Raw genomic sequence first — 19,280 nt, 5'->3', positions numbered from 1 at the left:
ATAATAAGCTAATAAATCAATTAATTTAAAAATAGTCTCTTTACTTTGGAAATTTCGGGCAACATCAAGCATCATGCCACGATACTCAAACCTTGGAGCATCAAGTGCAGTCATCGCAGGTAATACTGCATGTTGCATTTTATTTGCGCTAACAGAAGATTGATACACATCATTCGGTATCAACTGACGCAATGTTTGAATACCATAAAATACGCCGCTTGCGTCTTTTCCTTCAATGGTGATGCCATTGAAAGGATCGATATCTAATCGATAACCTTCCTTATCTGCGACACCATCAGCATCTGTATCTAATAAAGGGTTAATGGTTAAGTTTATGATGCCCGCCATATTAGGATCTGTCGCATTAATGGGGAAATCGCCCTTCATTAAGTCTTTAAGTGAGCTTTGTAGATATAATGCTTCATTATGTAAGCTTTCTGGTGCTTTGATAGAAGCAGTCCAGCCTAATAGTGTTAGGAATGCACCGTCTTTTAACTCAACCGTCTGCAACTGAGGAACAACTTGGTGCTGCACCGGAACCTGCAATTTTTCTGCGTTATTTTCAGTGAAACGTAGTTGGGCGGTTTGAACCGGCATATTGTCGTTAATGCTCTGTCGCGTCTGCTTAGGATCAGATGGGTCCATCATAACGTCAACGGAGATCGCATGAGGTGCCTTGCCATTATATGCGATATGAAAACCTGATGGAGAATCATTCTTCAGCATCTGCCAATATTGCGCGGTGATCATGATCTCTCTAGATTCACCCGGTAAAATAGGCTTAAAGCCAGCCACAGGCTCAAGTACAAAATAGTCACCGCTATCTGCATCGTCTGCATTTCTTAATAATACGTTTTGGTCTAACATTTGTTTTCGTGCAGCTATTCCATCAATATTATCTGACGGTAAAGCAGATGCTGGTGGCCTTACCGAGCTAAAATAAAGTGACCAATCTTTATCACCAAGCGTTTCAGTTCCATTATTAGTAATGGTTAAGCTTCCTAAAAATATATTTTCGCCTATATCATGATCAACAACCTTCCATAGTAATTCGAGTTCATTGGCTTTAGGATGGAATGTTTCGGAATAAGCAAGGTTACTAATTGCAAGCTGTGACATTAAGGCAACCGCTAGCACTTTAAGCGGAAGTTTTATCTGATTCATTTTATCTACTCCATGATAAAAACATATAACGAAGATTTTTAAATGATGTGGTTCAACAACTTTCAATGAAGTTAAGTCAGAGGCATATAAATATATGCCTCTTTATGTACTTTTAACGCTGTTTAATATTCATTTATGCAATTAACGTCGATTCGCCATTCTTTTATATTGATGACGACGACCGCGAAGCGTTAATCCTAATTGCATGATATTTTCAGGTGGTGCAATGCCGCTATAACCACCATCACCAATATGGACAATATCAGCACCAGCGGCTTTACATGCCATGGCAACTTGCTCGATATAGGTTTGCGATGCACCTTCTTGCGAGGTACCAATCGCTAACATACCTAACATACCGCTATCATGCACTGCATCCATCATGGCTTTTGCCATGTCAGCACTGACTCCTGGTGTGGTATAAGGCGCAGGGAACATCATGACATCAGCCCCTGCTTCAGCAAATTGGCTAACGATATTGAGGTTATAGTCATTCCCAACCCCACCCGCATGCATTTTACCGGCAATAATGATGATATCTTTCGAGACGCTACGTACTACCGCAATCGCTTCGAGTATGGTTTCTTGTGTAACAGCATTACCCGGGTTGCCAGTTAGCATTACATAATCAAGCCCAATTTCAATCGCATGCTCTACCGTTTCTTTTGTTACTGTTCGACCAATATCAACATGCGTTACATCACTGGGTACTGGCTCTAAGTTACAACCAATTAAACGCCCTGTTGCGGCTTTAACCTGCTGAACCGTCATGACTTCATCTGGTGTTTCAGTTAACACTTTTATCGCAGGCTTGGTCACATCAAGGCAGTTAAGTGTGATCATATCTGCGCCAAAGGCTGCCGCTATTTCAGCGCCTGATACCATGTCAATCGGAGGCGTTATCGCGACAACATTCTCTACCATAACGGTACGGCCTTCCGAATTTCTAATACTATCAACCAATTGCTGGCGAGAGGCTATTTCAAAATCATGCGCTGTATAATCAAATATTCGCTTCTGCATAGCTTTCATTCCTTTGAACTTCTAATTGCGTTAATTTATGTTGAATAGCTACCATCTCTTCCGCTAAATCTCGGCAAAGCATGGTGGTCATAATATGATCTTGAATATGGGTCAGAATTAAGGTCATTTTGACTTTTCCAGCCCCTTCATCAAAGCCGATCAAAGACGTTTGTGTTTTATGAACCGCAACGAGTGCTTTATCGCTTTCTTTAAGCAAAGACTGCGCTTTCAGATGATCACCCTGCCGGGCTACGACCATCGCTTCCATACATGCCGCACGCGCTTCTCCAACTTGGCACAGTAAGGTCATTAGAAACTCTTCTGAAATATCCTCACCACTGTGAATAACCATGTCCATTTAGTTCGCCTCCGTTGGGACTAGGCCCTCGGTTTCATCTGTTGAAGTATTCGCTTTTTCCTCTGCGAGTAATTGTTTTTCATGCACTTTCAAGAACGGATAGAAAACAATGCTACTTACTACAACACTGCTTAATACAACCAGCGCCGCTGTTCCCGAATTCGTCGCAATGATTGCCCCGATAGGTGCTGGCATTGTCCAAGGTGGAATCGCAATAATTTTGGCAACAAAGCCCGTTTTGAAAGCCAACCAGACGATGGTTGTGTTTAATGTTGGCGCGAGTAACCACGGAATGAAATAGACAGGATTCATGACTATCGGTGTACCGAAAATCACAGGTTCATTGATATTAAATGTGCCCGGTACAATCGACATTTTACCGATGGTTTTCAATTGGGTAGATTTAGAGCGCATCATTAATACAACCAAACCCCAAGTACCACCCGCTCCCCCAACAAAGATGAAGAAATCCATCACAGGGTTAATGAATATAGCGGGTAAAGGTTGTCCTGCAGCTAAAGCATCTTGATTTAAGCCAAGGTTGATTAATAGCATTGGACCTATAATACCGCCAACAACCGAACCACCATGAATGCCACTAAACCAAAGCAATTGAACAATTAACACCGCGACTAAACAAGCAATATAACTATCCGATGCAAGTACTAAAGGCTGGAACAGTTGCATAATGGCAGAAGGGATTTGCAAATCATACTGACCTAGATAAACGTTAATTGTTGTAACAATAACGGAAATAAATACGATAGGGATAAGAAGATCAAACGATGCCGAAATTTTAGGTGGGACAGCTTCTGGCATTTTGATACGAATATTATATTTAATCAGTAATCGCTGCATCTCAGGTACAAATAAACCACAGATTATTGCTGTAAACGCGCCAGTTCCCCCTAAAAATGCCCCAGGAAGTACGCTACCTACATCTTTCACGCTGATCATTGGCGCAACGGCAAGTAAGAAGGCAAACATCGACAACATTCCACTGTTCATCGCACGTAATTTATAAGATTCCGCCAAACTGAACCCGATACCAAACGTGGCGTATAAAGCAAAAATACCCATGCTTAGTTGGAAGGGTGCCATGATATTGTCTTTACCAATGATGTCGATCAACCCGTGCCAGCCATCAAAGAAGAAATTTCCTTCTGACGGGGGAAATGCTAAAACAAGTAACAATGAACCCACGATAAGAAATGGCATAGTCGCGACAAAACCATCTTTTATCGCATTAATATGTCGCTGTGCTGATATTTTTCCAGCGGTAGGGGCCACAACGTTTTCTATAAAGCTAAGGACTTTATCAAATATAGCCATTGCACTACCCCTCCGTACTTGTGGTAGTTGTTGCGTGCTCGTGATACAAACTCACTGCTTGAATGAGCACCGCATCACCTTTCAATAAACCGTAATTCATCATATCTATCAGGCCGCACCCTTTCCCTTGCTCGTTCGCGATGCGTTTAAATTCTTCGTATTTAAATTTAACTTGTGGCGCCACTAAACAAACATCGCTCCACTTGATGCACTCTTCAAACTCTGAAATTGAATGCGCGGAAATTTCGCATACTAAGCCTTTTTCTTTTGCTGCTTGTTCCATCCTACTCACGAGCATGCTGGTCGACATGCCAGCAGCACAACATAAAAATATTTTCATACTGTCTCTCCTTAGGTAGTCACAATTTGGTCGTCACGATCTGATATTCAATAGCGTCATTCTAATCATGTTACTTATTAATGAAACCGGTTACTGAAACCGGTTTCATTTATACTAAGGAAAGCAGTAAAACGCATGCTAATTTGGCTATAATTGCCAAGTCAGTCAATCTATCAAAGTGCAACAAAGTGAGTATTAAAGGTAAGTTTGAGAGGGTGAGCATCTTTAGAAGAATAGATAAGACGCTCTATAGGCTGTGTTCTCATAACATTTATGAAAAAGCAGCCTATTTAGCATCGAGGAGGAATGTGTGGCGAGTAAACGGTATTACGGTGAAGCGGCTTGGGTTGAATCTCGTATAATGAGCTGACCACGCATAATCTCTGATTCAAAAGCCCCTTTCCTTTCTACCAGTTGCTGAGCAACCAACATAGCTTGTGCCATTACTTCCTGAATAGGAACATCAACCGTGGTAAGTGAGGGGGTGACAAATGGACTACAAGGATCGTTATCGATGCTTACGATAGAAATATCGCGCGGGATCTGTATCCCTGATTCAGTGAACGCCTTTATACAGCCAATCGCAATATCATCCGAAGCAATCACCATGGCAGTGGGCAAGATGCCACTTGCTACTATCTTTTTACCAGCTTGATAGCCTTCAATGTAACCAAATTCAGATGTACTAAACTGAGTCGAGATTCCTAATTCAGCTCGATGACTAATCGCATCTTTAAAGCCTGCCAGTCGAGAAATTGATGTCGGTGTAATAGGCTCTGGTCCGAGGTACATCATAGAACGGTGACCAAGTTGAACAAGGTGATCCACTGCCATCTCTACCGCATGCTTTTGATCAAACGCAATAGAATACCCCGCTTCTTGAGGCAATTCACGGCCTACGTTCACCAAGGGAATATCAATCGATTGATTCAGTGCGATGATCTGATCTGGTGATAATTGACGGCTGTACAACACAATCACATCGCTTTTTTTTTCCACCAGCGAATGAACTGCTTTTAATTCTGATTCCGCGTGATTATGCCCATCTGCAATTAATAACTGCTTTCCCATCAAATCAGCGCTAACAGATGCCTGCTTCAACAAGATGCCGAAATAACTACCCGTGAAATCAGAGAGCACCAGACCGACACTATTTCCACTTTTCGTTGCCAATGCTTGCGCCACAGAACTGGGCTTGTAGTCCAGCTCAGACATAACCTGCCTAACCAATAAACGGGTACTTTCTTTAACCTGCCCTGTTCCATTAATAACACGTGATACCGTCGCTTTTGATACACCAGCAATGCGAGATACATCCGATATTGTCGCCATTCATCCCTCGGCATAACATTCAAAGTTACAACTTATTGAATTAAGAAAGATACCAGATTTCAATATCTTTAACAGCGCATCATCACAAGTTAATCCATAATAAAAACAGGGTGTAGCGCAATAAATAGGAAGGAAATGATATGGCTGCAATTACTGACTTAAATGAATTATTACAAACAATGTCACCGAAAGTAAAAGCAGATAGCTATGTCTTTTGTACCGTCACAGGCGAGATCAAAGATTACCTCACACTCAAACCTATCGCCTTCTTCCATGAAGATGAAGGTGTAACACTGGTACTGAAACAACAAGATGCGCTCAATGTAGGCTTACCTTTTGATGGCGTTTTTAAGCTCATTACCCTAACCGTACACTCTAGCTTAGAGGCGGTTGGTTTAACCGCTGCAGTTGCCAGTAAATTAGCGTCCTATGATGTCAGTGCCAATGTGATCGCAGCCTATTACCATGACCATATTTTTGTTCAACAAGAGAAAATCGATATTGCCATGTCTGCGCTGGCTGAGTTTTCTGACTAGCCATGCTTACCAAGATAAATCTCCCCCTGCGATGCACACTTGTACCTCAAGGTGAAATATATTGCCCTTTTGGCAATTTTCCCTTTTCGCCAGGCCAAGTCCTAATGTATTGTGCGCAGGTGAAAAGTATCTCTTCGATACACATCATGTTTATTGCTCTGTAAACCGAACACTTTCCTTCTACCTTTAACCTAACTAGGTATGACGCCTTCTAGGCATTACAGAGCCGCGCTTTTTACTATTTATCTTAACTATTGCGGTATCCACCTTGAACACCACCCATAAATACACACTCGCTGGCTGTATGGCCATTTTATTGTGGAGCACAAATGTTGCTTTCATTCGTAATGTTACAGAACAACTAGGCCCCATTGGTGGGGCTGCAATGATATATACCGTCAGCTCGACGTTACTGGCCATTTTTATCGGCTTACCAAGCCTTAAACGCTTTTCAATTAAATACCTAGCATTAGGTGGTGCGCTATTTGTTTCGTACGAAATGTGTTTAGCATTAGCACTTGGCATGGCAAATGATCGACACCAAGCTGTTGAAATGGGTGTCATTAATTACTTATGGCCAAGTTTAACGGTCTTACTTGCCGTATTAGCCAGCAAAAAATCGATTAACCCTGCCCTTTACCCTGCAATGGCACTTTCATTCTTTGGTGTTGCTTGGACAGTAAGCGGCGATGAGGGCTTATCGATCGCTCAACTTGCGACAAATATCTCCTCTAACCCTGTTAGCTACTGCTTGGCGTTTATCGGGGCATTCTTGTGGGCCACCTATTGCAACCTCACTAAGCGCTTAGCAAAAGGTGAAAATGCGATCACTTGGTTCTTCATTGGCACTGCTATCGCGCTATGGATCAAGTACGCCTTTAGCAACGAACCTGCATTAACTTTCTCGGTAAACGCAAGCATCGATTTGGTTCTAGCGGCAACTGCAATGGGCGCAGGTTATGCACTGTGGAATATCGCCATCATTAACGGCAATATGGTGATGTTAGCCACCATGTCTTATTTCACGCCTATTTTTTCAACTTTCTTTTCGGCGATGCTACTCGATATCGAACTAACGGCGACCTTTTGGCAAGGTGTGGTCATGGTGACTATTGCTTCGTTAAGTTGCTGGGTACTAACTCGGAAAAACTAGAACAGCCATTTATAATCACGAGAATCCCCAATAAGAGAGTGCGCTTGTTGGGGATAGCACCTTAAATCCGACAAACTCTATTCAGTTACTGATTATCCAAGTCACGAATTTTCTTGGCGGGTACGCCACCATACAATGTATCGGGCGGAACATCTTTATTCACGACAGAGCCTGCAGCAATAACGGAACGCGCACCAATAGTAACCCCTTGGTTAATAACAACATTGCCACCAATCCACACATCATCTTCGATTTTAATGGGCTTGCTATGTGTTTCCCATGCTCGACGAGAACGATAATCCAAACTATGGCTAGCCGTATAAAGCTGGGCACTGGGGCCAATGAGTACATTGTTACCAATTTCTATCGGTGCGTTATCTAGCATGGTGATGCCCATATTCAAAAAACACCCTGAACCAACAGAAATCGTCTTACCGAACTCACAATGGAATGGTGGACAAATTAAAGTTTCTTCCCCAAAATTTGCGAGTAACTCTTGCCACAAGTGCTGTGCATTACCGATAGGGACTCGGTTAATCTCTTGCTGAAGTGCAAACGAACGATTTCTGATCTCGGTAATTTCTGGATCGAGCCCATCAAAATTCGATCCTTGTACCATCTTTTCAAATTCAGTCATCTTCATACTCCACACCCATTCTTTAATTACTCTATTTTTATTTCACGCAGCTATTTGATAGTGACCAACTCAAGCTTGCGGCCAAACTTTAAAAGATGTGGCATAAAATAAAGGTGAACCGGATCTCACTCTCCCTAGCGCATTAGCATTCACCTTATCAATAGCAGATTTATTGAACACTTTAGTTAAGTATTTTGGATCACGGGTCTAACTAAAGATGTAGACAGAACAAGTACGTGCTCCTGTCGATTGATTGAAGCGCGTTTAGCGACAATTCCTAGATTATCCGTTAAAATTCATAGCAATTAGAATAACAGGCTGTATTGATATGAAAATTTCCGTTGATGGTGGTTCATTTAAGGTCGCAATTGAGACTGAATACGAAGGTTTGGTCGTTGAAGCCACACAGATCTTTCATGAGACACGTGAGCAAGCGAAATCAAATGACAAAGCAATCCTACGCTTTCTACAGATCATTTTAGAGCACCGCGAAAGCGATGATGCGATTGGCTATTCGGTACTAGGATTGCTGGGGTGGTATAACGAAGTTATCGATCCGGTACAAGACCAAGACATAGAACTAAACCTAGCTAAAATATTGCCTCACCTGATCAATCCTGCGGGCGATTTAACGGCTACCAGTGACAATGAAAGCAATACATTTAAGCACTAAGATTTTGACAGATTAAGTCTTTGTGTACTAAAAAATTAAGCGCTCTAGCTCTAGGCGCTTAATTTACTCTATTTAGCCCCTTCTACTACATACCATCACATAAAAATGGTTTTATTTACTCCAACCTCCGCGACAAAATCACCATCATGGCTCACTAAAATGAAAGCCCCTCTGTAGTCATTCAGTGCTGCGGCTAAAATCTGCTTTGATTCGATATCTAGATGGTTATCGGGTTCGTCTAACAGCAGTAATGGCGAATGCGCAGCATGGCTGACAATAAGCATAGCAAGCTTCATTTTTTCACCACCACTCAGGCATACAACCTTGCGGTACACGGCATCTCGCCGAAAACCGATTCCTGCCAATAAAATTCGTGCATCGCTTTCTGTTAATCCATCACTGCGTTTGAACAAGCTTTCTAACAGAGTGGATTCGATTTCAAGTAAGCCAAAATGTTGATCGAGATAGACAGTATCTACATTCAATTTAATCGTACCTGTATAGTCAGTATGCGCACCTTGGATCGCTTTCAATAAGGTCGATTTACCGCAGCCATTGTCACCTTGCAGATAACAGCGTTCAGCATGCGACAAAGTGAATGACAATGGATTGCCACTCCCATACTTCAATTGACACTTTTCAACATTCAGTAATGATCTTTTCTTCACTGCCGTAGATTGCTGCAAGTACAAGGCTTGGGGTTTCAGCTGCTCCCTTTGTTTTTTCAACACCTGCAGTTTATCGAGGTTTCGCTCTTGCTGGTTCTGTTGGTTGGTTACAGCAGCAGATCGGCTTTGCCCTGCTTTATCTTTCATGGCATCGAGTAAGATTTTGGGCTGGCTGCCTGTTTTCCTTAGCTTATTTCCATGCGCTTCACGCTGCTGCGCTTTCTCTTTATTGACTTGAGCCTGACGCTCTAACCGTCTTTGTTCAGCGCTAAGGTATAATATTTTTTTATCTAAGGCCTCAGATTTGGCTGAGGATTGCGCCAAGAAAACATCATAGTTCCCCTTAAAGTAGCCTAGCCCTAAACCCGTAAGTTGATAAATAGCATCAACATGCCTGAGTAATTCTCGATCATGACTGATAAGCAGCACTTGCCCGTCAAATTGGTTAAGTTGCTCAATCAACCACGCCCGACTTTGGCTGTCTAAGTGGTTAGACGGCTCATCGAGTAACAAAATATCTGCGTCTGATTGAAACAAGAGATGCAGCTGTAACAAGGCTAATTGTCCACCACTTAAAGAATGGCAATAGTCATCAAGACTGGCATCAATCCGCAATGCTTTTAGCACGCTGAGCGTTTGAGCCTCTATATCCCAATCTTCACCGATCAAGTCAAAGTCGCGTTGTTCACAACTACCTTGCTCGATAGCCTGTAACGCTATCAGCTTCTTTTTGATTCCCAGAAACTCAGCGATCTGTCGTTTGCTCGATAACAATTCTGACGGCAACTGGGAGTAATGCGCGACTTTTCCCTGACGTGTCACGTTACCTAAGGTCGGACACGTTTCACCCAGTAATAGCGATAGAAATACAGATTTACCGACGCCATTTCGACCCACCATCCCTGTAAGACGGTTGGTCAGGCTAAAGTTAAGATCACGAAATAACCACTCGCCCGTATCGAGCTGAAATGACAATTTATGTGTAAATAATGCAGGCATAAGAATACCTCCCTTTACGTTTAAAGCTGTAAAAGGGGCTTGTCTTCTTCTATAAGCGATTGGTTATATTGGCATTATGAATATGCGAATACCTAGTTTTATAAAAATAAAACCTTATAGAAAGACTTGGTCGTTACTTGAATACGATCGTCGAAGAACAGGTAAAACCGCTCTTTAATGACAATAGTGATATTTTCTGCAAGATAGAGATGACGAAGTAACGCCCACTAACCCCGAGAGTCCAAATAATTTGATAGTAATTGGATGTCAGGACGTTAGTACTTCATTATGGCGTTAAATCCTATAGAAATGATGCAATCGATTTTATCTGAATAGCTTGTAAAGAGTCAACCCAACTTAGGCTACAGGCTCGACGTACCTCTCGCTACGTAATAAAAAAGCGTTAAAATGAAAAAAGCACCACGGTTGTGGTGCTTTACTCGAACAGCATCTATGTAATTAGGCAGAATGCTTCATCTACGAAGAATTACAGTTTTGTCCAAGCATCTTGCCAGTACAGGCTATCAGCTGGGGCATACGATGCACTGGCGCACCATGCTGTATATGGCCACGGCTTACATTCATAAACCCCGTTATCTGTACCTAGTACTTTGTCACCCGCTTGGTAACTAACACCTGCTTGATATGGTGGGTAATCACCTGGAGGTGGCGTTACTGTGCCTTCTTCTTTAATAGTAAATGGCGCGGTAAATACCACCATTTCACCGTCCGCTGTTGTACCCGCGACGTCTAATGTGTAGCGACCTGCATCAGCGTTAAAGATATCAAGCGTGATCGCTTTGGAATCAACAAGGTTTACTTTGGCTTGATTCATCACAACGCCTGCACTATTAGATGCCATCACGGTGACATCAAGTGCTTCATTCGCAGTTAGCGTTAGCGACAAACGCACTTCCCCATTCACAGCCACATACTCAGAGGCAAGACCTGCGATATTAAGCTCAGCATCTGGATCGGGCGTTTCACCACCACATGAACTGTCAGAGACTTTTTTCCACACGCCCCACTCACCAGTTGTGCCTGGTTCATCGCCACGCGTCCACCAGCCTGCTTCCCAAGTCGCACCATTATGCGAAACTTGGTCGCCTTCTACATAGGTTGTGGCTGTATTCCATTCATTCACACAACTACTGCCATCATTTACAACGACTTTACGTTCCGCACGTACCGTTTGGTTTGCGCTATCAGTCACCGAGTATTGAAGGGTGTAGCTACCTGCACGATTTGTATCAACAGTCCCAGTCACGCGGATATGATCAGTCAGTTCACCGTCTTCCGCATCCGTTGCTGTTACATTTTCTAAAGGATCAAACGTTGCGCCAATCAGTACATTGGTATCTTTCACGCCATTAAACACTGGCTTTTGGCTATACACTTCAACACTACGTGCTTGTACTGTTTCGTTGTCATCGCTGTCTTGTACTCGGTAAGTTAAAACGTATGTCCCAACCTGACGAACATCGACACTGCCCTCTACAACAATAGAACCGGTTAGATCGCCATCTTCTTTATCAGAAGCCGTAACATTCGCTAACTCATTAAACACCTCACCGTGCAATACGCGAGCATTCTCTACACCTTTAAAAACAGGTTCGCCTTCTGCAGGTGGCAGCGGTGGTGTTTGGCCATGTACAAATGGACCATAGTCGTTAATGAACTTCTCACTGTAGGCTTGACCAGACGCATTAGTGCCCATATCCCAGTTCACCGACCAGGTCATGACACCGCGCAGTGGTTGACCTTGCTTGTTAAGGCGCTCAAATGCATCGTAAAGATCTTGTGGATCTTGCACATAACCTGTTGCAGCAGCATCAATGCTTGATGGAATACCAAATACCAGTTTGCTGCTAGGAATTTTATGGAAGCCACGTGTACCGTTAGCGAGCGAATCTGAAATGTAGTAAATAAACTCTTCTTTTAACGCATCGTTGTTTTGAGCAATCCAGCCAACGCCTTCAATCCAAATACCATCGCCACCTTGGTTATAAAACTGCGGGTTAATCCAGTCGTAGTAACCTTCAAGGTTCTCAATGTATGGTACGTATTTACCGAGGTTAAATATGGAAACTCAGGTGCCATGGTAATCAGGAAGTTTTTACCTTGTGTTTTATAGTGATCTTTTACGATACGCAGCGCGGCAGGAATAACGGTTTGGTTATCCGCGGCTGTTACAGCGGCTTGTTCTAAATCGATATCTAAACCATCAAAACCGTAAACATCGGTAAGTCGAATGATCTCTTCAGCAAATGCTTGCTCATCACCCTTTTTCAATTCAACGTGAGCGTCTGCACCACCTAGCGCGATTAGCACAGAGCGACCTTGCTTGTTCAGCTCACCAATTTGATTGATAAATTCTTGTTCAGACAAACCTATGGTTGGGTCTAAACGAAATGTCGGAATACGACCTTCAGCCACATCGAACACTTTCATGAAAGAAACATTCACCACGTTGTACATTGGGTTCACCGCTTCCAATGTCACGCATGGCGCATTACCACCTTTGTAACCAGCGCCATCGCACCAGTTGTGCCAGTAACCAACGACTACACCCGCTTCCGGGTTAACCATTTTTGCGCTATCAGCGTGTGCTGCGCCAGAAAAAGCAGCGATGCCTACAGATATTGCTAGTTGGAGTGCATTACGTTTTAACATTTCTAATTCCACAAAAGTCGCTGTGGTTGTCACAGCCATGACACTTATTTTAGTCATCAAAATTTGTGTTTAGGTACAGAAATTTATACTTCAATGTACTGTTATTTATGAGATTGAGATCTTCTGTCACATTTTGGAAATTAGCTATATTTTAAAATTGACGATTTTACCAATATACCCATCTAGCATCATATTTTATGATTGATAGAGCTTGCCTTTCAGTAACTTGTATAAGCTCCCATCCAGCAACCGATCATACTCATCTTAATTTATCAATTAAAACAATGCGTTATATTATTTCCTCTAGTATTAACTAATAACAAGCAATAGATAGCATGAAGCGTGAAAAAGCCGTTCGTATACAGGCTGAAAAACACCCTACTTCGTTCGGCCATACATTTCTTCAAAATGAGGGATATTCTTTTCCCATGTTGGTATATCTTCACCTACGATGGATTTCAGCATATCAATGAACAATTTTGTTTTGATGGGAGCATCTCTGTGGGGGTACACGGCGTAAAAAGTACCGAAATCCTCTAAGTGAAGGTGCGTCATTATCGGGATGAGTTTACCGTCCAATATTTCGTTTTCAATCATCTGCGCTGTTACGACGGCTAGCGTATTACCAGCCAACGCACTTTTCGTGACCATTTCAACATCATTCACTTTATAAACAACCTTCAACAGACAGTGCTTACTTTCTTTACTCTCATCTAAATACCTGAATTTATCGATCAAGAGCCCAGGCGCTGCATAAACAGTAGCGGGTAATGATTCCAACTGTTCAACTGTTTTAATTTCTCCATGCTTTTGAATGAACTCGGGCGATGCAACAATCAATAAGCGGTTACGAGCAATTTTCCTGATGATCAGACTCGAGTTTTTTGGCTTACCGATGCGAAAGCCAATATCAAACCCTTCCCTTACCATATCGACAACCCGATCTTCTAAACGTAATTCAATATCGACATCTGGGTATTGTTGCTGAAATGCCAACACTGCTTGCTGAACATATTGACGACCAAACAAAGTAGAGCTGGTGATCCGCAATACACCTTTGGGCTCAGCATGGTAATTCTGTGCCAGCCGATGAGTGTCACTTAATAGTGTTCGTAATGATTTGGCTTGATTCACCATTTCATTACCAGCTGCCGTTAAAGAGAGTGAGCGTGTTGTGCGATTTAGCAAACGTACACCAAGCTCATTCTCTAATCTGCTTATGTGTTTAGAGATAACCGATCTATCAACATTTCTTTGCTCGGACACTTTAGTAAATGAACCGAGTTCCACTACCTCAAGTAGCAGTAATAACCGACTAGAAAAATCCATACCCACCTTTGTTGCATTAAAGGCACCAATAATGTGCCAATTTGAGCATTTTTCCTCACCTATAACAAACTTATAGTGACTACATATTGAGGTCTTACACTAATAAAGACCATTTAGTCACATGAGGAATACACCATGAACACATTATCGATTACCCACAACAGCGGCATTGCCACAGTAACTATCAATAATCCACCAGTGAATGTTTTAACGATTGAACTGATCAATGAACTGAACGAATTCGTGCTATCGCTAAAAGATGACCGCGATACAAAAGTAGTGGTATTCAAATCACTGCACGAACAGTTTTTCTTGGCTCACTTAGATCTAAATGTGATCAATGGTACTCAGGGTGGCCAAGCGGCATCGATTGAATTTAATCATATGATTACCAATATCAAAGCCATGAAGCAGGTATCTGTGGCCGTTGTAGACGGTGTCGCTCGTGGGGGCGGTAACGAGTTCGTAATGGCATGTGATCTCGCTTACGGCACTGAGAACTCTGCTTTTGCTCAGCCCGAAATTCACGTCAACATTCCCACTGGCGGACAAGGTGCGGTGCAATTCGCTCGCAGAATGGGAAAAAACAAAGCGTTACAAGCATTGCTTGTGGGTAATGATTTTACTGCTCAGCAAGCTGAAGCATTAAACATTATTACTCAGTATGTACCGAAGGCAGAAATGGATGCCTTCTTAGGTCAGATGCTTGGCGTCATTAGTCAGTTAGAAGTTCGAGATATCGTGATGTATAAAGCGATCATCGAGGCATCAATTAACGATGAAAATACGGGTGCAGAATTAGAGTTACGCTACTTTTTAGAGCGCGCAAAAGAAAATAAGACCCAAGCAATCATAACCGCGTTTCTAAAGCACGGAGGACAAACTGAGCGTGAGGCAAAAGATATCCAAGGGATCTTTGTGGACACTGCTGCCGAACTAACAAAATAGGTGAAACTCAAAATCATCAAAGGCAGCTGTACAAAATATTTTCGCTGCCTTTTTACTTAGCATCAGATAGCTGCTCGATGATTAGATCAAGTGAATAAATAGAATTATCTACCTGATTAATAATAAGTATATTAACAATATAATTTCCCCATGAGGTGATTAATGAGATACGAAGGTAATATTTATCGTCCACCACCAGAAGCTGATGCGTATATATTGCAATGCACTGTTGGCTGTTCATACAACAAATGTACCTATTGTTCGATGTATAAAGATATTCGTTATCGAGTTCGTCCTATCGACGATCTTAAAGAAGATATACAAATGGCAAAAAAGGCCTTTGGCGCCAACGTTGAAAAAGTGTTCTTAAGCGATGGAGATGCAATTTCGCTTCCCACAAGCATGCTGTTGGAAATATTGTCCGAGCTTTACTCTACTTTTCCAAAGCTAAGCCATGTAAGTACATACGCTGGGCCGCAAAGTACACTGAGTAAGACGCAGCAAGAACTGATGCAATTAAAGAAAGCAGGGCTAACCATGACCTATCTTGGGATGGAATCAGGTTCTGATGAAGTGCTAGCAGCAGTACGAAAAGGGGTAACCGCCGAAGAGATGCTTGAAGCAGGTACCAATATCGTTCAGTCCGGAATTAAATTAGTCGCAATGGTAATGATTGGGCTGGGAGGTAATGGTCAACTTTCGCAGATTCATGCTAAAAAAACGGCTCAGTTAATTAATCAGATGAAACCTCATCTATTAGGAACATTAACAACGGTACCAATGGAAGGCACTGTTTTGTTCAGACAAACTGTCAAAGGTGATTTTAGGTTACTTGACCCTTATGAAGTATTGGAAGAAATGAAGATGCTACTGGAACATATAGAACTAGAAGATCTATACGTCGATGGTACCCACGCTTCTAATTTATTACCGATAAAAGGATCAATTAAAGAGAGCAAACCAGAAATGTTGGCTTCTATCAATAAGTACCTACGAAGCAAGGACGAGACTTTAATCGGAAAAGCTTACGTGGGACGGTTTTAATATCCAAATTAAAGCCATTATAGCTCCTATAATGGCTTTAATTTTCTGCGATACACCAATGATACTATGGGCTTACCAACCAAGAGTTAAATTGAAAAAATAATCACACTCGCTTTAAAGGTCGAATTACAGATTCTAAGCCTTCAATTTGAAACTCTAAAGCCAAGGCCATTAATGTACCCAGCTCACCCTCTGGGAAGCCCTGCTTTCTAAACCACAGTAAATATTCTTCTGGTAAATCAATAAGCACGCGACCACTGTATTTACCAAACGGCATCTTCATGTTCGCGAGCTTTATCAAGTGTTCTTTCTGAAACATAGCTCAAACCTGTATTAACTTGGCATAGATAATACCAAGGTTATTTGTCGCTATCTAATGGCACTTGGGTATTTTTAAAATGAAGCGAAACATAAACAGGCACGCTCGGCACTATGGTATTCAACTTGGCGACTTCTCGTAGTGCTTCTACCCCGCCATCTAACTTAAACTTAGCCGCATCAACCACCACAGGCTGAAGGGAATTAGCAAGAAGATCGCCATTTTCAAGCTTGGTGATCTGCAAGTTTGTTTCTAGCGTTTGCTGCTGACCGTGAAGCTCTAGGGTAAACAACACTGGGAGCATAAGAGTTTGACCAACCTGCATCGCTTCTAGCTGTTTACTATCAAGCTGAGCATCCAAAATTGCGCTAGGAAACAAATCGGTATTAAACAACATGGTGCGCATACGCTCATCACGAATATCAATATTAGTATCGACACTCGCTAAACTAATCACAACATGCGCTTTTCCCGAATCTGACAGTGTGCCTTCGAGTGCAGAAAAAGAATGGTTTTCGATAACACTTGCGTTTTTAACCGATAAAAAATTTATCGATGAACTGTCATTCTCTAACATCCAATCCGCGAGTGCCGCAGGTGCATTAACCATCGCGAGTGCAACCAATAGCGCTTTAGCTTTAAACATTCATTTTCCCTTACAATGAGTTGTGATGATTAAAACTATAGATGATTTATTGGGTGAGCAGCGTAACACCGCAGAGCACTCTTTCGCTTTAAGCATCTAGCTGCACATTTCTATCTGTGACTACAACAAAAGAATACTAGCCAAACATCCAGTACTGTATAAAAAACAATCACACTGGAGTATTTAAAATGCAAATTGATGGACATCATACTTTAACTTATGTTGTTGCTAGAATGGCAGGTATGGAACATACCAATGCAGAAAAACTAGCATACTGCGCACAATATGTAGATGAAGCAACAAACTCGGAGCCTATAAGATTCCAAAATGGTGCAATGTTCAATCGAATATCATCCGCTCATAAAATGCTGGACTATAGAAATGGAAATGAACTCGCTAACCACTTAGCATGGATCCCATTTCATTTTTTGCCTGGAAACGATGGTCTGAAGAGCGGCTCGATACCGAATGGTGGTTTTATTGAGCGTTTAGTCTGTAAACCAGATAGCCCTGTTGCTCGAGATATGCTCCGTTCAGTCAGTAAATATCGTCAAACCCCACTTAGTCTATATATTATGGGAATTGCTCTACATGTGTATGCCGATACATTTTCTCACCAAGGCTTCGCTGGTGTTAGCCATAAAATTAATGATGTGAAAAATATTGAATCTGACGAAGATGAAAGCTTACTAGATAGAGTTAGGGATAGCATTCTGAACTGGAGCGTGTCATCAGTATCACCACTCGGCCATGGGCCTGCACTTTCTTTTCCAGACCGTCCATACATTACTTGGACTTACGAAGATGGAGAAGGTAACACTATCAAGAGAGATAACACTCAAGACTTCTTAAAAGCAGCCAACCAAATGTACAAAGTCATTAAATGTTACCTTGAAGAAGATGAATCAATGAATATTGATAGTCAAGATGATATGCCTCCAGAAAAATTAAAACTTATTGAAAACGCATTGAAACAGTTCAAAGATGAGAATGGAGAAGAGCGACACAAACAATGGTTAAAGTGGATATCGCAAGGAAAGTTTAATTTTGATCCTGTTGAGCTGAAATTTTTAGCTCACGGAAAAGGTAGTTGGAAAGAAATTGCGCGAGGAAAAGCTGTTGCTTTTCCAATGTCTAGTGATCTAATTACTTATCACTACGATGAAAGCTTTATAACTTCTGACTGGAAATATTTTCACGATGCACTCAAAACATATAGGCTAGACATTATAAGAGATGTGCTTCCTAAGTATGGTATTTGTGTCGCCTAACAAGCTAGTTTCATTAATCTCTATCGAATCAGCTTAATTTGACTGATTCGATAGCTAACAAAAAACCACCCGAAGGTGGAGTGTTAGCGGTAAAGCTTACGATGCTTTCTGCAAGGGCTGTTCAATCAGCTCTTCGACAATTTTCTTCAATAAGAAGGTCTCACGCTCTATCGACATGCCTTTCTTATCGCTATTGGCCATGGTGTCTTCATTATGGGCAATGGCCTCGAAGATATTCATCCACACAGGCTTCATACCATTTTTGATTTCGTAATCTTCAAACTTGGTTTCACCCAGCTCTGCATCGATCGTGCACACGTAGCAGTAAGACTCCATATGAACAATATCATGCTCTGGTTTGTACCAAGGGCGGTATTCTTCATACATGCCGAACTCGCGAATGTCTCGAATATTTTGTGCACCCGTTTCTTCTTCAAGTTCACGGATCAAACCTTCAACCAAATCTTCACCATCATCAACACCACCACCAGGTAAGGTGTAATCGTGATAACGCGCAGTGTAAAGCATGAGAATATTGTCACCATCTAAAATTATCCCTCTCGCAGCACGGCGATGGAACACCGATCCTGCCAATTCAGTTAAATCAGGATGTGTAGAGGATTTTAATAATCGCATGGTGGTGGCACTCAATAAAAAACGAAGGCGCCATTGTAATGATTTTTGACAACGATGCCAGAGGCACACCGAACCTTAGTACGCACTAGACAGCATATTATTACGTCGTTCCATGCAAAAAAGACGCACTAAAGCATGTGAAAAACATATCGTTTAATTTTAAATCTCGTTGCGAATGTTAACACACAGAACTTTTGTT

General features: G+C 41.9%; 18 protein-coding genes and 1 pseudogene. 6 read left to right on the top strand and 13 right to left on the bottom strand.

Features of this window, described 5'->3' with window-relative positions; genetic code table 11:
- The 6 genes from ASV53_RS13815 to ASV53_RS13790 all read right to left on the bottom strand — a co-directional run.
- A partial coding sequence (locus ASV53_RS13815) for a glycoside hydrolase family 20 zincin-like fold domain-containing protein (protein ID WP_145958735.1) occupies positions 1-1,164 on the bottom strand: 1,164 nt, incomplete at its 3' end.
- Positions 1,165-1,305: 141 nt separating this feature from the next.
- A complete protein-coding gene (locus tag ASV53_RS13810; protein WP_094957488.1) occupies positions 1,306-2,187 on the bottom strand; it encodes a DUF7916 family protein in 882 nt (293 codons plus the stop codon).
- Complete coding sequence (locus ASV53_RS13805; RefSeq protein ID WP_094957487.1) at positions 2,168-2,545, bottom strand: PTS lactose/cellobiose transporter subunit IIA; 378 nt, start codon at positions 2,543-2,545, stop codon at positions 2,168-2,170. The genes ASV53_RS13810 and ASV53_RS13805 overlap by 20 nt, the downstream gene beginning before the upstream one ends.
- Positions 2,546-3,877, bottom strand: a complete 1,332-nt coding sequence (locus ASV53_RS13800) for a PTS sugar transporter subunit IIC (RefSeq protein WP_062687881.1) — start codon at positions 3,875-3,877, stop codon at positions 2,546-2,548. It lies immediately after the preceding gene.
- 4 nt (positions 3,878-3,881) lie between these two features.
- The gene (locus ASV53_RS13795) at positions 3,882-4,217 is read right to left on the bottom strand and encodes a PTS sugar transporter subunit IIB (protein WP_062687880.1); all 336 of its coding nucleotides are present in this window, start codon (positions 4,215-4,217) and stop codon (positions 3,882-3,884) included.
- A 327-nt stretch (positions 4,218-4,544) separates the two neighbouring features.
- A complete protein-coding gene (locus ASV53_RS13790) occupies positions 4,545-5,549 on the bottom strand; it encodes a LacI family DNA-binding transcriptional regulator (protein ID WP_094957486.1) in 1,005 nt (334 codons plus the stop codon).
- 140 nt (positions 5,550-5,689) lie between these two features.
- Here ASV53_RS13790 and ASV53_RS13785 point away from each other — a divergent pair, with 140 nt between their 5' ends.
- Both ASV53_RS13785 and yddG read left to right on the top strand, forming a co-directional pair.
- A complete protein-coding gene (locus ASV53_RS13785) occupies positions 5,690-6,085 on the top strand; it encodes an ACT domain-containing protein (protein WP_094957485.1) in 396 nt (131 codons plus the stop codon).
- 268 nt (positions 6,086-6,353) lie between these two features.
- Positions 6,354-7,238, top strand: coding sequence for an aromatic amino acid DMT transporter YddG (gene yddG / locus ASV53_RS13780; RefSeq protein WP_094957484.1), 885 nt, complete (start codon positions 6,354-6,356; stop codon positions 7,236-7,238).
- An 85-nt stretch (positions 7,239-7,323) separates the two neighbouring features.
- Here the strand turns inward: yddG and ASV53_RS13775 are convergent, their stop codons facing one another.
- Entirely contained in the window at positions 7,324-7,875 is a 552-nt protein-coding gene (locus ASV53_RS13775; RefSeq protein WP_094957483.1) for a sugar O-acetyltransferase, read from the bottom strand.
- A 328-nt stretch (positions 7,876-8,203) separates the two neighbouring features.
- Between ASV53_RS13775 and ASV53_RS13770 the strand changes: the two genes are divergently transcribed.
- Positions 8,204-8,548 carry a hypothetical protein gene (locus tag ASV53_RS13770; protein ID WP_094957482.1) on the top strand — a complete coding sequence of 115 codons (345 nt, stop codon included), beginning with the start codon at positions 8,204-8,206 and terminating at the stop codon, positions 8,546-8,548.
- A gap of 95 nt (positions 8,549-8,643) precedes the next feature.
- Here ASV53_RS13770 and ASV53_RS13765 read toward each other — a convergent pair whose 3' ends face one another.
- From ASV53_RS13765 to ASV53_RS13755, 3 genes and pseudogenes are all read right to left on the bottom strand, one after another.
- On the bottom strand, positions 8,644-10,215 hold the full coding sequence (locus ASV53_RS13765) for an ATP-binding cassette domain-containing protein (protein WP_094957481.1): 1,572 nt from the start codon (positions 10,213-10,215) through the stop codon (positions 8,644-8,646).
- A gap of 487 nt (positions 10,216-10,702) precedes the next feature.
- Positions 10,703-12,888, bottom strand: a pseudogene (locus ASV53_RS13760) (immunoglobulin-like domain-containing protein).
- A gap of 378 nt (positions 12,889-13,266) precedes the next feature.
- The gene (locus ASV53_RS13755; RefSeq protein ID WP_094957480.1) at positions 13,267-14,217 is read right to left on the bottom strand and encodes a LysR family transcriptional regulator; all 951 of its coding nucleotides are present in this window, start codon (positions 14,215-14,217) and stop codon (positions 13,267-13,269) included.
- A 135-nt stretch (positions 14,218-14,352) separates the two neighbouring features.
- Here ASV53_RS13755 and ASV53_RS13750 point away from each other — a divergent pair, with 135 nt between their 5' ends.
- Positions 14,353-15,165 carry an enoyl-CoA hydratase/isomerase family protein gene (locus ASV53_RS13750; protein ID WP_094957479.1) on the top strand — a complete coding sequence of 271 codons (813 nt, stop codon included), beginning with the start codon at positions 14,353-14,355 and terminating at the stop codon, positions 15,163-15,165.
- Positions 15,166-15,327: 162 nt separating this feature from the next.
- Positions 15,328-16,209 carry a B12-binding domain-containing radical SAM protein gene (locus ASV53_RS13745; protein WP_094957478.1) on the top strand — a complete coding sequence of 294 codons (882 nt, stop codon included), beginning with the start codon at positions 15,328-15,330 and terminating at the stop codon, positions 16,207-16,209.
- A gap of 103 nt (positions 16,210-16,312) precedes the next feature.
- On the opposite strand, the gene ASV53_RS13740 is transcribed toward ASV53_RS13745, so the two are convergent.
- Together ASV53_RS13740 and ASV53_RS13735 are read right to left on the bottom strand one after the other, a co-directional pair.
- Positions 16,313-16,528 carry a DUF3820 family protein gene (locus tag ASV53_RS13740; protein WP_094957477.1) on the bottom strand — a complete coding sequence of 72 codons (216 nt, stop codon included), beginning with the start codon at positions 16,526-16,528 and terminating at the stop codon, positions 16,313-16,315.
- Positions 16,529-16,568: 40 nt separating this feature from the next.
- Positions 16,569-17,174, bottom strand: coding sequence for a YceI family protein (locus ASV53_RS13735; RefSeq protein WP_062687872.1), 606 nt, complete (start codon positions 17,172-17,174; stop codon positions 16,569-16,571).
- Positions 17,175-17,362: 188 nt separating this feature from the next.
- On the opposite strand from ASV53_RS13735, the gene ASV53_RS13730 reads away from it, so the two are divergent.
- The gene (locus ASV53_RS13730) at positions 17,363-18,445 is read left to right on the top strand and encodes a DUF6765 family protein (protein ID WP_094957476.1); all 1,083 of its coding nucleotides are present in this window, start codon (positions 17,363-17,365) and stop codon (positions 18,443-18,445) included.
- Between the two features lie 96 nt (positions 18,446-18,541).
- On the opposite strand, the gene ASV53_RS13725 is transcribed toward ASV53_RS13730, so the two are convergent.
- Positions 18,542-19,081, bottom strand: coding sequence for an NUDIX hydrolase (locus tag ASV53_RS13725; protein ID WP_094957475.1), 540 nt, complete (start codon positions 19,079-19,081; stop codon positions 18,542-18,544).
- Between the last annotated feature and the right edge of the window lie 199 nt (positions 19,082-19,280).

The organism is Photobacterium sanguinicancri, assembly GCF_002265265.1.
Lineage (GTDB): Bacteria > Pseudomonadota > Gammaproteobacteria > Enterobacterales > Vibrionaceae > Photobacterium > Photobacterium sanguinicancri.
Note: the sequence above shows the minus strand (reverse complement) of the source record. Positions and strands in the feature narration are given on the sequence as shown.

Bases quoted from the DNA above. Each gene is read 5' to 3' on its own strand.
- ASV53_RS13810 (WP_094957488.1), bottom strand. From the start codon at position 2,187: ATGCAGAAGCGAATATTTGATTATACAGCGCATGATTTTGAAATAGCC.
- ASV53_RS13805 (WP_094957487.1), bottom strand. From the start codon at position 2,545: ATGGACATGGTTATTCACAGTGGTGAGGATATTTCAGAAGAGTTTCTA.
- ASV53_RS13800 (WP_062687881.1), bottom strand. From the start codon at position 3,877: ATGGCTATATTTGATAAAGTCCTTAGCTTTATAGAAAACGTTGTGGCC.
- ASV53_RS13795 (WP_062687880.1), bottom strand. From the start codon at position 4,217: ATGAAAATATTTTTATGTTGTGCTGCTGGCATGTCGACCAGCATGCTC.
- ASV53_RS13790 (WP_094957486.1), bottom strand. From the start codon at position 5,549: ATGGCGACAATATCGGATGTATCTCGCATTGCTGGTGTATCAAAAGCG.
- ASV53_RS13785 (WP_094957485.1), top strand. From the start codon at position 5,690: ATGGCTGCAATTACTGACTTAAATGAATTATTACAAACAATGTCACCG.
- ASV53_RS13775 (WP_094957483.1), bottom strand. From the start codon at position 7,875: ATGACTGAATTTGAAAAGATGGTACAAGGATCGAATTTTGATGGGCTC.
- ASV53_RS13770 (WP_094957482.1), top strand. From the start codon at position 8,204: ATGAAAATTTCCGTTGATGGTGGTTCATTTAAGGTCGCAATTGAGACT.
- ASV53_RS13765 (WP_094957481.1), bottom strand. From the start codon at position 10,215: ATGCCTGCATTATTTACACATAAATTGTCATTTCAGCTCGATACGGGC.
- ASV53_RS13755 (WP_094957480.1), bottom strand. From the start codon at position 14,217: ATGGATTTTTCTAGTCGGTTATTACTGCTACTTGAGGTAGTGGAACTC.
- ASV53_RS13750 (WP_094957479.1), top strand. From the start codon at position 14,353: ATGAACACATTATCGATTACCCACAACAGCGGCATTGCCACAGTAACT.
- ASV53_RS13745 (WP_094957478.1), top strand. From the start codon at position 15,328: ATGAGATACGAAGGTAATATTTATCGTCCACCACCAGAAGCTGATGCG.
- ASV53_RS13740 (WP_094957477.1), bottom strand. From the start codon at position 16,528: ATGTTTCAGAAAGAACACTTGATAAAGCTCGCGAACATGAAGATGCCG.
- ASV53_RS13735 (WP_062687872.1), bottom strand. From the start codon at position 17,174: ATGTTTAAAGCTAAAGCGCTATTGGTTGCACTCGCGATGGTTAATGCA.
- ASV53_RS13730 (WP_094957476.1), top strand. From the start codon at position 17,363: ATGCAAATTGATGGACATCATACTTTAACTTATGTTGTTGCTAGAATG.
- ASV53_RS13725 (WP_094957475.1), bottom strand. From the start codon at position 19,081: ATGCGATTATTAAAATCCTCTACACATCCTGATTTAACTGAATTGGCA.